We start from the raw sequence: 12,982 nt of genomic DNA on the forward strand, positions 1-12,982 counted from the left end.
CCCCCCCCCCCCCCCCCCCCCCCCCCCCCCCCCCCCCCCCCCCCCCCCCCCCCCCCCCCCCCCCCCCCCCCCCCCCCCCCCCCCCCCCCCCCCCCCCCACCACCACCCCCCCCCCCCCCCCCCCCCCCCCCCCCCCCCCCCCCCCCCCCCCCCCCCCCCCCCCCCCCCCCCCCCCCCCCCCCCCCCCCCCCCCCCCCGCGGGCGGTCAGCTCCAGCTGGTGGACAGCCGGACGCTCACGCCGTGCTCCTCGCGGCGGATGGCCACGTGGTCGCACAGCTGGCGGGCCAGCCACAGGCCCATGCCGCCGTGGGAGAGGTCCTCGCCGTGCGCCGGCCCGTACCCGGCGAAGGGGTCCTCCCAGCCGCGGCCGGAGTCGCGGATGGTGCACACCAGCCGGCCCGGAGCGGTCCACAGCCGCAGCCCGGCCGGCGCCCGCCCGTGCCGGACGGCGTTGGAGGTCATCTCGTCGGTGGCCATCAGGAAGTCCTCCAGGACGTCGCGCGGCCCGTCGACGGAGGCGAGCAGGCGACGGACGGCGTGCCGCAGCCCCGCGTAGTCGGTGATGTCGTCGTCGGCCAGCGCCGGCGGGGTGGCCTCCAGCGGCTCGGCGGGCACCGGCAGCGCCGGCAGGTAGGTGGCCGGGTCGACGAAGTCGGGGTTGGCCGTGCGCCCCTCGGCGGTGACCAGCTGGGGGTGGGTGTGCCGGGCCGCGCGCAGGACCGGCTCGGGCAGGTCCGCGCGGAACACGCACAGCCCCCACAGCGGCAGCGGGGCGAACGCGGCGTTGATGACCGACTCGTAGGCCTGCCACTCGCGGCGGTCGGCCTCGCTGGCGCCGAAGTCCACCTCGCCGACGACGCGGACGCGCCGCCCCGGGGCTGCCTGCTCGGCGGCGAGGCGACGGAACTCGGTGATGGCCGTGGGCGTGCGTGCGCGGTACAAGCGGTTCCGCTCCACCACGGTCACCCGCGGATCGGCGCCGACGGCCTCGCGCAGCGGCCCGGTGGCCCCGGGCCCGACGGCGATCACCGCGGCGTCGCCGGCCGCCAGACCCTCCAGCAGCCAGGGAGCGGCCACCGAGACCAGCTCGTCACCGGTCCGGTAGACCAGCGCGTCGTGCCGGAACGCCGGCGCGGCGGTGCCGGCCGCGGCGACGGCAGCGGTACCGGCCGTCGCCGTTCCGTTCCCGCCCACCGTCCTCATCCCCCGTCGTGGTCGCCGCGTGCCGTGGAGTCCCCGTACGACCACGGTAGCCGCCCTCGGCGGGCCACTACCCGGTGTCGGCGGGAGCCACGCCGACCGTGGGCGACGTCTCGCCCGGAGGGAGGAGCCGTGTGCAGGGGGCGACCGCCAGGTGTGGGCCGCGCGGCAGCGGGAACAGGAACGACATCGCCCAGAAACCGGCAACGGAGTCCCGTGTCCCCTCCTGAACCTCCCCCACCCCGCCCCTGGGAGCCCTCCCCAGCGCCGGCGGCCGACCAGCGCTGCGCCTGGGCGCTCGACCAGCCCCGTCAGCTCGCCGCCGCGCGGCGGGGGGCCCGCGAGCACCTGGCACGGGAACCCGACGGCGCCTCGACCGAGACCGTCGAGCAGGTGGTCATGGTGCTCGACGAGCTGGCCACCAACGCCCTCCGCCACGGCTCCCCGCCCGCCTCGGTGGAGCTGCGCCGGCACCCCGACGGCTGGCTGGTCGTCGCGACCGACGCCGCGCCCGAGCGCACCCCCTGCCCCGCGGTCGACCGGCCCGCCGAGCGCGGTGGCATGGGCCTGCACATGGTCAGCCGGCTCACCGTCCGCCACGGCGTGGACCGCGACGGGCACCGCAAGACCGTGTGGGCCCTGGTCGCCCCCTGACGACGGAGACCTCCCCCCGCGGGAGGGCTGCCCACCGCGCGGCGCCGGGAGGCACGCGGCCCCGCTGCAGGGCAGGCTCGGGTCGGGCGGCGGCCGGCGCGCCGCCGGCACACGCCACCAGTCGCCGGGAGGGAGCGGGACACCATGGTCGACCCGTCTGACGGCACGCCGCGGATCGCCGTCGTCGGCGGCGGCATCGCTGGCCTCGCCGCGGCCGCGTTCCTGCACCGGGCGGGCCTGCCGGCCGTCGTCCACGAGCAGGCCCGCGAGCTCAGGGAGGTCGGCGCCGGCCTGGTCCTGGCCCCCAACGCCGTGCGCCTGCTCCGCCGGCTGGGCGCGCTGGACACGCTGCTCGACCGGGCCGTGCCGCTGGACGTGGGCTGGGAGTTCCGCCGCTGGGACGACGGGCGGGTGCTCTCCGCCGAGGACCTGGCCGGCTCCTGCGAGCGCCTCTACGGCGAGCGGACCTACACCGTCCACCGCGCCGACCTGCTCAGCGCGATCGGCTCGGTCGTCCCCGGCGACCGGGTGCAGCTGGGCCGGCGCTGCACGTCCGTCGACATCCAGGGCGACTCCGCCGTGCTGGAGTTCACCGACGGCACCTCCGTCGAGGCCGACGTCGTCATCGGCGCCGACGGCGTCCACTCCACCGTCCGCGGCGCGGTCACCGCCCCCTCCCCCGCGACCTACTCCGGGCTCTCGGCCTTCCGCGCCGTCGTGCCCGCCGACCGGGCACCGGACTTCGCCCGCCGGCCCGCGCAGACCCTGTGGATCGGCCCCGACCACCACCTGGTCCACTACCCCATCTCCGGCGGCGAGGCGGTCAACCTCGTCGCCTTCGCCCCCGCCGGCGACTTCACCACCGAGTCCTGGAGCGCCACCGCCACCGTCGAGGAGTTCCTCGCCGAGTTCACCGGCTGGGACCCCCGCCTGCAGGACCTCATCCGCCAGGCCGGCACCCCCGGCCGCTGGGCGCTGCTGGACCGCGCGCCCCTGACCCGCTGGAGCCGCGGCCCGGTCACCCTCCTCGGCGACGCCGCCCACCCCATGTTCCCCTTCTTCGCCCAGGGCGCCGCCCAGTCCATCGAGGACGCCGCCGTCCTGGCCCGCTGCCTGGCCGAGCACCCGCAGCACCCGGCCCGCGCGCTGCAGCGCTACGAGTCCCTGCGGATCGAGCGCACCACCCGGCTGCAGCAGATCAGCCACGACCGCGCCCACGTCAACCACCTGCCCGACGGCCCCGAGCAGCAGGCCCGCGACGCCGCGCTGGCCGCCGCCGACCCCCTGGTCGCCAGCGGCTGGATCTACGCCCACGACCCCGACACCGCCGAGCCCCGGGCCGCGGTGTGACGCGGCGCCGGGGAGCACGGACCCGAGACGAGGAGACGACCCGTGGACGCTGAGGAGCAGGACCGCCAGGCCATCCGCCGGCTGGTCGAGAACTGGGCGATCTGGCGCGACGCCGGGGACTGGGACCGGTTCGCCACCGTCTGGCACCCCGAGCAGGGCTGGATGAGCGCCACCTGGTTCCAGGGCCCGGCCCGGGAGTTCATCGAGGTCAGCCGCGCCGGCTTCGAGCGCGGGGTGAGCATCCTGCACTTCCTGGGCGGCCACTCCGCCGACCTCGCCGGCGACCGTGCGATCGCGCAGACGAAGATGACCATCAACCAGCGCGCCGCGGTCGACGGCGTCGAGGTCGACGTCGTCTGCACCGGCCGCTTCTACGACTTCCTGAGCCGGGTGGACGGCGAGTGGCTGATCACCCGCCGTCAGCCGGTCTACGAGAAGGACCGGCTCGACGTGGTCGACCCCGGCGCGTCGCTGGCGGTGGACCCCGAGCTCCTGGACTCCTTCCCCGTCGGCTACCGGTACCTGGGCTACCTGCAGACCAAGGCCGGCTTCACCGTCAAGCGCGGCCTGCCCGGGCTGACCGGGGAGGCGGTCACGCGGCTCTACGCGGAGGGGGCCGCGTGGCTGGCCGGGTCCCCGGCACCCGGGACGCCGGCCTGACCCCGGCACGCCGCGGATCCGCGATCACGTGCCGGCGACGCCGCGGACGGCCAGGGAGACGGCGAGCGCGGACATGACGACGGCGATGCCCCCGTCGAGGACCCGCCAGGCCACCGGGCGGGCGAACACCGGTCGGAGCAGGCGGGCACCGAAGCCGAGGCCGGTGAACCAGACGATGCTGCCGACCCCCGCGCCGGCGGCGAACTGCCACCGGTGCTCGCCGTAGGTCGAGGCCATCGATCCGAGCAGCACCACCGTGTCCAGGTACACGTGCGGGTTCAGCCAGGTCAGCGCCAGGCAGGTGCCGACGGTCACCGCGAGGCCGGCCCGGGCGCCGGCGGCGTCCGGGAGCAGCGCACCGGGACGCACCGCCCGCCGCGCGGCCAGGGCGGCGTAGCACAGCAGGAACGCCGCACCGGCGAAGCACACCACCGGGATCAGCCACGGCACCCGCGACAGGGCCGCACCGGCGCCCAGGACGCCGGCGGCGATCAGCACGAGGTCGGAGAGGGCGCACACCGCCACCACCGCGGCCACGTGCTCGAGCCGCAGCCCCTGCCGGAGGACGAACGCGTTCTGGGCGCCGATGGCGACGATCAGCCCCAGCCCCAACGCCAGCCCGGAGGCGACGGCCAGCAACGCGGAGGTGGTCAGCACGGCACCGACGGTAGGAAGGCGTCGTACCGACGTCCAGCTCATCATCCTGACGCATCATTAGCATAGCTTCATGGACCTGGATCTGGCCCAGCTGCGGGCGCTGGACGCCACCGTCCGCGGCGGCACGCTGGAGGCCGCGGCGCGGGCACTGCACGTCACCCCGTCGGCGGTCAGCCAGCGGCTGCGTGCCCTGGAGGTGGCCGCCGGGCGCATCCTGCTGGTCCGCACCAAGCCGGTGCAGGTCACCGAGTCCGGGCAGGCGGTGCTGCGGCTGGCCCGGCAGGTCGACCTGCTCACCGCGGACGTGGCCCGCGAGCTCGGCGGCGACCCCGCCCCCGGGCGTGCACCCACACTGCCGATCGCGGTGAACGCCGACTCGATGGCCACCTGGGTGCTGCCCGCGCTGGCGCCGCTGGCCGGCGAGATCTGCCTCGACCTGTACCGGGAGGACCAGGAGCACACCAGCGCCCTGCTGCGCGCCGGGACGGTCATGGCGGCGGTGACCGCCGACGCCGACCCGGTGCCCGGCTGCACCTCCACCCGGCTGGGCGGCATGCGGTACCGGCCGAAGGCCACCCCGGGCTTCGCGCGGCGCTGGTTCCCCTCCGGCCCCACCCCCGAGGCGCTCGCCCGCGCCCCCGTCGTCGTCTTCGACCGCAAGGACGACCTGCAGCACCGGTACCTGCACGCGCGGGCCGGTCGGGACGTCGCCCCACCCGTGCACTACGTGCCCGCCTCGGCGGACTACGTCGCCGCGGTCACCCTCGGCCTGGGCTGGGGCATGGTGCCCGACCTGCAGGCCCGGGGGGCAGCGGCGGAGCTGGTCGAGCTGGACCCGGCCGTCACGGTGGACGTCGAGCTGTACTGGCAGCAGTGGCGGCTGCGCTCCGCCACCCTCGACCGCGTCCGCGAGGCCGTGCTGGCCGCCGCCGGCCGCGAACTGGACCAACCGGGCGGCTGACCCACGGCCCGGCCGGTGGCGCCGCGGGCGCCACCTCGCGTCAGGCGGCCCCGGGGAACCGCGTCAGCCGGACGGTCTCCGGCAGCGCCTCGAGCGCGGCGACCAGCGCCGGGGACAGGTCGCCGCTGACGTCGGTGACCACGTAGCCCAGCTCCCCGCGGGTGGCCAGCACCTGGCCGTCGACGTTGAGGCCGTGCTCGCCGACCAGCGCGTCCACGCGCGCCAGGACGCCGGGCACGTTGCGGTGCAGCAGCGCGAAGCGGGCCGCCGAGGAGCCGTGCAGGGCCACCGCGGGCAGGTTCACGCTCAGCGTCGTCGTCCCGGTGCGGGCGTAGTCGGCCAGCTTGCCGGCGACGAAGCGGCCGATGTCGTACTGCGCCTCCTGGGTCGACCCGCCGACGTGCGGGGTGAGGATGACGTTGGGCAGCCCGCGCAGGACCGAGTCGAACGGGTCGCCCTGCTCGCGGGGCTCGTCGGGGAACACGTCGACCGCGGCACCGGCGATGTGGCCGCTCTCGATGTGCTCGCGCAGCGCCTCGTGGTCGACGACGAACCCGCGGGAGAGGTTGAGGAACAGGCTGCGGCGGCGCATCCGGGCGAACTGCTCGGCGCCGAACAGCCCCGCGTTGCCCGCCCGCCCGTCCACGTGCAGCGTCACCGCCTCGGCACGCTCGAGCAGCTCGTCCAGGCTGCTGCACGCCTCGGCGTTGCCGAGGGCGAGCTTGTCCTCCAGGTCGTAGAACAGCACCCGCATGCCCAGGGCCTCGGCCAGCACCGACAGCTGGCTGCCGATGTTGCCGTAGCCGACGATGCCCAGCGTGCGGCCCCGGACCTCGTGGCTGCCCTTGGCCGACTTGTCCCAGATGCCGGCGTGCAGCGCGCGGTCCCGGTCGTTGAGCCGCCGGGCCAGGCTGATGATCTCCGCGATCGCCAGCTCCACGACACTGCGGGTGTTGGAGTACGGCGCGTTGAACACCGCCACCCCGGCACCGGCCGCCGCGGCGAGGTCGATCTGGTTGGTGCCGATGCAGAAGGCGCCCACCGCCACCAGGCCCGGGGAGGCGTCGACGACGGCCTCGGTGACCTGCGTCTTCGACCGGATGCCCAGCAGGTCGACGCCGTCCAGCGCGGCGACCAGGTCGGCCTCGTCCAGCGCTCCCCGCAGCGACTGCACCTCGTAGCCGGCCGAGGAGAGCAGCTCCACCGCCACCGGGTCGATGTTCTCCAGCAGCAGCGCTCTGGTCATGTCGGGCCGTCCCCCTCGAGATCGCGTGTGCCGCCGATCCTCCCAGCCCCCTCCGGGCCGCCGGCCGGGGCGGGTGCGGGCGGCGCGGGCACCGGCGCCGGGGGTATCACGCACCGCCTCGTCGGGGTCTGCTTCCTGTCGTACCCGTGGGCCACGCTGTGGCCGTCCGGATCGCAGCGCCGGCGTCGCAGACCACGACCCCGCAGCGGCGGATCCGGGAGGAGGCGAGGACGAGATGAGGACGTACGACCCGGCGGACGGCATCACCTACGTCCACCTGGCACAGGAGCCCGCGCCGGCGCCGGCCCACGACGAGTGCCGCCGGCTGCCCGCCGGCTACGCGAACGCCTCGCTCCGGGCCGCGCTCGGCGGACCGTCCCCGGACGGCGGCCGCCCGGCGCTCGTCGTCCTCCCCGGGGGAGCGGCAGCCGGCCCCGGCCCGGCCGCGCCCGCGCTGCGCCTGGCCCGGTGACCGTCCGGCCGGCCGCAGGACGTGGCCGGCTGCCGTCGCCGCAGGACACGGCCCGGCCCACGCCCTGCCCCGGCCCGCCGGCGCCGCGAGACTGACGGGGAGGGCCGCCGGTCCGGCGCTCCGCGGACGGAGGAGGAACGATGCCCGACACCGGGGTGGACGAGACGGACCTGGACCACCTGCGCGCCCGCACCCGCGAGCTGTGCGCGCGGTTCCCCGACGAGTACTGGCGGCAGACCGACCGCGACCGCCGCTATCCGCAGGAGTTCGTCGACACCCTGACCGCGTCGGGCCTGCTCGCCGTGCTCATCCCCGCCCGGTACGGCGGCGCCGGCCTGGGCCTGACCCAGGCCTCGGTGGTCATGGAGGAGATCAACCGCTCCGGTGGCTCCGCGGCCGCCTGCCACGCCCAGATGTACACGATGGGCGCGCTGCTGCGGCACGGCAGCGACCGGCTCAAGGACGCCTACCTGCCTCCCGTCGCCTCCGGCCGGCTGCGGCTGCAGGTCTTCTCCGTCACCGAGCCCGCCGCGGGCTCGGACACCACCAGCATCGCCACCACCGCGGTCCGCGACGGCGACGACTACGTCCTCACCGGGCACAAGAACTGGACCAGCCGCATCGCCGAGTCCGACCTGGCCCTCGTCCTCGCCCGCACCAGCGAGAAGGCCGCCGACCGGACCGGTGGCCTGACCCTCTTCCTCGTCGACCTGCGGCAGGTGCGCGCCGAGCAGCCGGACACCCTCGAGGTCGTGCCGGTGCGCACGATGTTCAACTACGCCACCAACCAGGTCTTCTACCGGGGCCTGCGGGTGCCGGCCGACCACGTCGTGGGCGAGGTGGACGCCGGGTTCCGCTACGTGATCGACGGCTGGAACGCCGAGCGGGTCCTGCTGGCCGCGGAGGCCATCGGTGACGGCTACTGGTTCGTCGAGCGCGCCGTCGGCTACGCCACCGGGCGGGAGGTGTTCGGCCGGCCGATCGGCGCCAACCAGGGCGTGGCCTTCCCCCTGGCCGACGCCTACATGAAGGTGCGCGCCGCCGACCTGATGCGCTACGAGGCGGCCCGGCTGTTCGACGAGGGCCGGCCGTGCGGCGCCGAGGCCAACATGGCCAAGCACCTGGCCTCCGAGGCCAGCTGGGCCGCCGGCAACGCCGCCCTCGACACCCACGGCGGCAACGGCTTCGTCGACCAGTACGACGTCGAGCGCAAGTTCCGCGAGACCCGCCTCTACCAGGTGGCCCCGGTCAGCAACAACATGGTCAAGGCGTTCGTCGCCACCCGGGTGCTCGGACTCCCCCGCTCCTACTGAGCCCCGCCGCGGGGCACGGCGGCGCGGAGGTTCCGGCCGCAAGGGCGTGGGGGCGGCGGTCACCGGGGCGGGCCCGCTGGTCTGGTTCCGCCGGGACCGTCGGCGCCGACCCGCTCAGGGGCGGGGGCGCCGGTAGGCCGCGCGGGCCCACAGCCAGCCGAGCACGGTCAGGCCGAGGCACCAGGCGAGCGCCGTCCCGACCGTCGTCGCCGGGACCGGCCCGCCGGAGAGCAGGCCGCGGACGGTCTCGATGACCGGGGTGAAGGGCTGGTGCTCGGCGAACGCGCGGACCGCGGCGGGCATGGTCTCCACGGGCACGAAGCCGCTGCCGAGGAAGGGCAGCAGCAGCAGGACCATCGGGGTGTTCGACGCGGACTCGACGGAGCGGGCCGCCGCCCCCATCGCCACCGCCAGCCAGGTGAGCACGAGGCCGACGAGCGCGGCGAAGCCCGTGAGCCCGAGCCACCCGAGCGCGTCGGCACCGGGGCGGAAGCCGAGCAGGACGGCCGTGCCCAGGACGGCGGCGACCGCCAGCAGCGTCTGCACGACGGCGCCGACGACGTGGCCGCCGAGCACGGCCACCGGGGCGACCGGCGTCGTGCGCAGCCGGGTGACGATCCCGCCGGTCATGTCCATGGCCACGCTGATCGAGGTCGACTGCGCGATGCTGGCCGCGGTGATCACCAGCACGGCGGGGGTGATGTAGTCCAGGTACGCGGCCCGCCCCGCCGCGCCCGGGGTGGCACCGGCGGCGACCCCGGCGCCGAACGCCCCGCCGAACACGTAGACGAACAGCAGCAGGAGCACCACGGGCGTGCTCACCAGCAGCACCGTCATCGAGGGGTACCGGACCATCCGCAGCAGGCTGCGCCGCGCCATGGTGGTCAGGTCCCGGACGGCGCCGGGCAGGCCGGGCGTCGTCGGGACGGGAACGGCGGCGGTCATCACGCCACCTCCTCCGTGTCGTGTCCGGGACCGCGCCGGTCGGGGGCGGTCAGGGCGAGGAAGACGTCGTCGAGCGAGCCGGCGTCGTGGGCGGCCTTGAGGCCGGCGGGGGTGTCGTGGGCGACCAGCCGGCCGCCGTGCAGGACGGCGACGGAGTCGGCCAGCTGGTCGGCCTCGTCCAGGTACTGGGTGGTCAGCAGGACGCTCACGCCGTCGGCCACCAGGGCGCGCACCTGATCCCAGAGGTCGTGGCGGGCGCGGGGGTCCAGGCCGGTGGTGGGCTCGTCGAGGAAGACCACCCGCGGGCCGCCGACCAGCGTCATGGCCAGGTCGAGCTTGCGGCGCATGCCGCCGGACAGCTGCTGGGCCGGCTTGCGCGCGGCGTCGGCCAGCCCGAAGCGCTCGGCCAGCTCGGCCGCGCGCCGGCGTCCCTCCGGGCGGGGCAGGTGGAACAGGTCGGCCATGAGCCGCAGGTTCTCGGCGACGGTCAGCAGCGGGTCGACGGCGGAGAGCTGGCCGGTGACCCCGATCAGCCGCCGCACGGCCCGGGGCTCCCCGGCGACGTCGTGGCCCAGGACGCGGGCGGCGCCGCCGTCGGCCGGCAGCAGCGTGGCCAGGATCGACACGGTGGTGGTCTTGCCGGCCCCGTTGGGGCCCAGCAGCGCGGTCACCGTCCCGGCGGGCACCGTGAGGTCCAGGCCGGCGAGCACGGTGTGGTCGCCGTAGCGCTTGGTGAGGCCGGCGACCTCGATCGCCGGGATGGGGATGGCGGGCATGAACGCTCCTCGCAGCCGTGCCGGGGACTCCCGGCGGCGCCGGGAGCGTCAGATGTCGAGGTCCTCGACCTCGGGTTCGGTGGCGTGCACCTCCACCAGCGCGGCCAGCTCGGCCGGGACGGCCCCCCGCAGCTCCTCGAAGGTGTCGAAGACCTCGAGGGTGGCCGAGGCGGGGACCTGCCCCCACTGCTGGTCGGCGGTGAGGTGCTTGCGCCAGCCGGTCAGCCGGCCGTCCTCGCCGGCGGTGTGCACGTGGCCCTCCGGACGGGCCGTGTGCACGGCGAACCGGCCGGTGCGGGTGCGGTAGACGCGGTAGCGCTCCACGCCGCTGGCCGTGGACCGGTTCCACTCGGCGAGCAGGACCCCCTGGAAGCGCTGGAGCCTCCGCGCGCCGGCGCCCACCCCGACGGTGACCTCGTCGAAGCCCTGCAGGCGGCCCTCCTCGACCTCGACCAGCCGGCGCAGCGCCCGGGAGATGGCCGCCGAGAGGTTGCCCCCGGTGAGCTCCTGCGCGCGCTGGAACACCGGGAGGTCGGCGTCGGAGACGTAGATCGTCTTGTTCGGCACGAGCCGATCGTAGTCACGCAGCGAGTATACGCATACGTCTACGCATAGACGTCAAGCTGCTTCGGCGCGGCACGTGCCAGGGACAGCGGTGGGGCCCCCTGGCGGGGCGGGGTCGGTGGTGCCGGCGGGGCTCAGCCGTGGTCGTCGTAGAAGCCGCGGCCGCTCTTGCGCCCCAGCCGGCCCTGCTCGACGTACTCCCGCAGGAGCCGGCGCGGCCCCTCGGGGACACCCTCGCGCACGTCGGCGTAGTGCTGCTCGATGGCCAGGACGACGTCGAGGCCCACGACGTCCATCAACCGGAACGGCGGCGTCCCCGGGCGGGTGAACAGCTGCCACATGGCGTCGACGTCCTCGGGGGTGGCCACGCCCTCCTCGACGACCATGAGGCACTCCCGTTTGATGGCCGCCCAGATGCGGTTGAAGATGAACCCGTCGCTCTCCCGGCGCACCCGGAAGGGCACCAGTCCGTACCGGGGCAGGCGCTCCACGAGCGCGTCGATGACCGCCGGGTCGGTCTGCCCGCACGACATCAGCTCGACCGCGGTGTGCTCCGGCGGGGACTGGAAGTGCGTGTTGAGCACCCGCTCCGGGCGGGTGACCTCGCCGATGACCTGGCGGGTCGGGATGGACGACGAGTTGCTCGCCAGGACGGCGTCGGGCTCGGCCAGCCGGTCCAGCCGGCCGAAGACGGCGGTCTTCAGGTCCACCTGCTCGGGAACGGCCTCGACCACCAGCCAGGCACCGGCCACGGCGTCCTCCAGGCCCGCGGCCGGCGACACCGTGCCGCGTTCCTCACCGGCCAGTCCCAGCGCCCGGTGGACGTCCTCGACCGAGGCCACCGCGTACTCCTGCGCGGCCGCCAGCTGCTCGGCGGAGGGGTCGGTGAGCCGCACGTCCGTCCCACCCGCGGCGAGGACGGCCGCGATGCGGCGGCCCAGGCTGCCGGCTCCGACGACGGCCACCGGCCGGTGGTCGACGTCCTCGGGGAGCACGAACCCCATGCAGACCTCCTCGGAAGGGTTGCCGGCCCCAGCCTCGCAGCGCGCCCGGCCCCGCGCACCCGCCCTGCCGTCCCCCGGGGCCGGAGGGGCACCCGGGGGACGGCCGGGCACCGCACCCGTCGTCAGTCGACGGGTGCGATGAGCGCGTCCAGGTCGTCGACCGGCTCGTCGATGAACCCGAAGTCGATCATGGCCGACTGGGTGACCTCGGCCCGCTCCGTGCTCGGCGCGCGGTCCTCCAGCCACGCCGGCAGCGTCATGCGCGAGGCCAGCTCCGGGGTGAGCTGGGTGTAGGTCGGCAGGATGTCGACGACCTGCTGCGGGTCGGACGCGGCCAGCTCGGCGCCGCGCTCCAGGGCCCGGGCGAACGCCGAGACGACCTCGAGGTTCTCGGCCGAGTACTGCGAGGTGGTCATGAAGCCGATGACGGGCATCTCGGCGAGCCGGTCGCTGCAGGTGGAGGGCTCGGCGATCACCCGCTGCCCCTGGTCCTCGGCGAGCGTGGTGAAGGGCTCGCCGATGAAGGCGGCGGCCACGTTGCCCTGCTGGACGGCCGCCGGCATGTCCGGGAAGGGGATCTCGACGAGCTCGTAGTCACCGTCCTGCAGGCCGTTGGCGGCCATGCACTCGCGGACCTGCAGCTCCACCAGGCCGGCCAGGGTGTTCACCGCGACCCGCTGGCCGCGGAGGTCGGCGGGGCTCTGGTACGGGGCGTCGCCCGCGACCATGATCCCGTTGACCCCCTCCTTGGGTCCGGACATCTCCCAGACCATCTGGGCCGGCAGGCCCTGGCTGGCCGCCTGCAGCACCGTCGTCCAGTTGGAGCTGCTGAACTGCAGGTCGCCCGCGACCATCGCCGGGAGCGCCGCCGACCCGCCCGCGACCATCTGGGTCTCGACGTCGAGCCCCTCGTCGGCGAAGTAGCCCTCCTGGATGGCGAGGAACAGCGGCGCGTTGTCCGGGATGGGCAGGGTGCCGACCAGGACCGACGTCGGGTCCTCCGCGCTCGGCTGGGTGCCCCCGGCGGCACCCTCGTCCTCGCCCCCTCCGCAGGCGACCAGGAGGATGGCGGCCAGGGCGACCGGGACGCCTCGCTTGACGGAACGGCTTCGTGCCACGTGTTCTCCTCGGATCGGTGCTGGACGGGCTGACGGCGGGAGCGCGGACACCGGCTTCCGC

General features: G+C 75.8%; 14 protein-coding genes. 6 read left to right on the top strand and 8 right to left on the bottom strand.

Translation table 11 applies throughout. From position 1 onward, the window contains the following. Positions 1 to 205: 205 nt before the first annotated feature. A complete protein-coding gene (locus ACI79E_RS13510) occupies positions 206 to 1,195 on the bottom strand; it encodes an anti-sigma factor RsbA family regulatory protein (protein WP_456933065.1) in 990 nt (329 codons plus the stop codon). Positions 1,196 to 1,417: 222 nt separating this feature from the next. On the opposite strand from ACI79E_RS13510, the gene ACI79E_RS13515 reads away from it, so the two are divergent. From ACI79E_RS13515 to ACI79E_RS13525, 3 genes are all read left to right on the top strand, one after another. After that, the gene (locus tag ACI79E_RS13515; protein WP_456933066.1) at positions 1,418 to 1,855 is read left to right on the top strand and encodes an ATP-binding protein; all 438 of its coding nucleotides are present in this window, start codon (positions 1,418 to 1,420) and stop codon (positions 1,853 to 1,855) included. Positions 1,856 to 1,999: 144 nt separating this feature from the next. Continuing rightward, entirely contained in the window at positions 2,000 to 3,205 is a 1,206-nt protein-coding gene (locus ACI79E_RS13520) for an FAD-dependent monooxygenase (protein WP_456933067.1), read from the top strand. Between the two features lie 42 nt (positions 3,206 to 3,247). After that, entirely contained in the window at positions 3,248 to 3,865 is a 618-nt protein-coding gene (locus ACI79E_RS13525; RefSeq protein ID WP_456933068.1) for a nuclear transport factor 2 family protein, read from the top strand. A gap of 24 nt (positions 3,866 to 3,889) precedes the next feature. Here the strand turns inward: ACI79E_RS13525 and ACI79E_RS13530 are convergent, their stop codons facing one another. Next, the gene (locus ACI79E_RS13530; protein WP_456933069.1) at positions 3,890 to 4,522 is read right to left on the bottom strand and encodes a LysE/ArgO family amino acid transporter; all 633 of its coding nucleotides are present in this window, start codon (positions 4,520 to 4,522) and stop codon (positions 3,890 to 3,892) included. 70 nt (positions 4,523 to 4,592) lie between these two features. Between ACI79E_RS13530 and ACI79E_RS13535 the strand changes: the two genes are divergently transcribed. Then, a complete protein-coding gene (locus ACI79E_RS13535; RefSeq protein WP_456933070.1) occupies positions 4,593 to 5,483 on the top strand; it encodes a LysR family transcriptional regulator ArgP in 891 nt (296 codons plus the stop codon). Between the two features lie 40 nt (positions 5,484 to 5,523). On the opposite strand, the gene serA is transcribed toward ACI79E_RS13535, so the two are convergent. Continuing rightward, on the bottom strand, positions 5,524 to 6,729 hold the full coding sequence (gene serA / locus ACI79E_RS13540; protein WP_456933071.1) for a phosphoglycerate dehydrogenase: 1,206 nt from the start codon (positions 6,727 to 6,729) through the stop codon (positions 5,524 to 5,526). A gap of 235 nt (positions 6,730 to 6,964) precedes the next feature. Between serA and ACI79E_RS13545 the strand changes: the two genes are divergently transcribed. Together ACI79E_RS13545 and ACI79E_RS13550 are read left to right on the top strand one after the other, a co-directional pair. Beyond that, on the top strand, positions 6,965 to 7,201 hold the full coding sequence (locus ACI79E_RS13545) for a hypothetical protein (RefSeq protein WP_456933072.1): 237 nt from the start codon (positions 6,965 to 6,967) through the stop codon (positions 7,199 to 7,201). A 140-nt stretch (positions 7,202 to 7,341) separates the two neighbouring features. Beyond that, positions 7,342 to 8,514 carry an acyl-CoA dehydrogenase family protein gene (locus tag ACI79E_RS13550; protein WP_456933073.1) on the top strand — a complete coding sequence of 391 codons (1,173 nt, stop codon included), beginning with the start codon at positions 7,342 to 7,344 and terminating at the stop codon, positions 8,512 to 8,514. Between the two features lie 114 nt (positions 8,515 to 8,628). On the opposite strand, the gene ACI79E_RS13555 is transcribed toward ACI79E_RS13550, so the two are convergent. The 5 genes from ACI79E_RS13555 to ACI79E_RS13575 form a co-directional block, all read right to left on the bottom strand. Next, on the bottom strand, positions 8,629 to 9,459 hold the full coding sequence (locus ACI79E_RS13555) for an ABC transporter permease (RefSeq protein WP_456933074.1): 831 nt from the start codon (positions 9,457 to 9,459) through the stop codon (positions 8,629 to 8,631). Further along, positions 9,459 to 10,235: an ABC transporter ATP-binding protein gene (locus ACI79E_RS13560; RefSeq protein WP_456933075.1), complete on the bottom strand. Its 777-nt coding sequence runs from the start codon at positions 10,233 to 10,235 to the stop codon at positions 9,459 to 9,461. Before ACI79E_RS13560 ends, ACI79E_RS13555 begins: the two co-directional genes overlap by 1 nt. Positions 10,236 to 10,283: 48 nt before the next feature. Next, the gene (locus ACI79E_RS13565; RefSeq protein ID WP_456933076.1) at positions 10,284 to 10,802 is read right to left on the bottom strand and encodes an EXLDI protein; all 519 of its coding nucleotides are present in this window, start codon (positions 10,800 to 10,802) and stop codon (positions 10,284 to 10,286) included. 131 nt (positions 10,803 to 10,933) lie between these two features. Next, positions 10,934 to 11,803, bottom strand: coding sequence for a 3-hydroxyacyl-CoA dehydrogenase family protein (locus ACI79E_RS13570; protein WP_456933077.1), 870 nt, complete (start codon positions 11,801 to 11,803; stop codon positions 10,934 to 10,936). A gap of 122 nt (positions 11,804 to 11,925) precedes the next feature. Then, entirely contained in the window at positions 11,926 to 12,921 is a 996-nt protein-coding gene (locus ACI79E_RS13575; protein WP_456933078.1) for an ABC transporter substrate-binding protein, read from the bottom strand. Positions 12,922 to 12,982 lie beyond the last annotated feature (61 nt).

This window comes from Geodermatophilus sp. SYSU D00079 (assembly GCF_054050635.1).

What these genes read in the sequence shown, in the direction of transcription:
- ACI79E_RS13545 (WP_456933072.1), top strand. Translation starts at nt 6,965, where the DNA reads ATGAGGACGTACGACCCGGCGGACGGCATCACCTACGTCCACCTGGCA.
- serA (WP_456933071.1), bottom strand. Translation starts at nt 6,729, where the DNA reads ATGACCAGAGCGCTGCTGCTGGAGAACATCGACCCGGTGGCGGTGGAG.
- ACI79E_RS13560 (WP_456933075.1), bottom strand. Translation starts at nt 10,235, where the DNA reads ATGCCCGCCATCCCCATCCCGGCGATCGAGGTCGCCGGCCTCACCAAG.
- ACI79E_RS13535 (WP_456933070.1), top strand. Translation starts at nt 4,593, where the DNA reads ATGGACCTGGATCTGGCCCAGCTGCGGGCGCTGGACGCCACCGTCCGC.
- ACI79E_RS13520 (WP_456933067.1), top strand. Translation starts at nt 2,000, where the DNA reads ATGGTCGACCCGTCTGACGGCACGCCGCGGATCGCCGTCGTCGGCGGC.
- ACI79E_RS13570 (WP_456933077.1), bottom strand. Translation starts at nt 11,803, where the DNA reads ATGGGGTTCGTGCTCCCCGAGGACGTCGACCACCGGCCGGTGGCCGTC.
- ACI79E_RS13555 (WP_456933074.1), bottom strand. Translation starts at nt 9,459, where the DNA reads ATGACCGCCGCCGTTCCCGTCCCGACGACGCCCGGCCTGCCCGGCGCC.
- ACI79E_RS13550 (WP_456933073.1), top strand. Translation starts at nt 7,342, where the DNA reads ATGCCCGACACCGGGGTGGACGAGACGGACCTGGACCACCTGCGCGCC.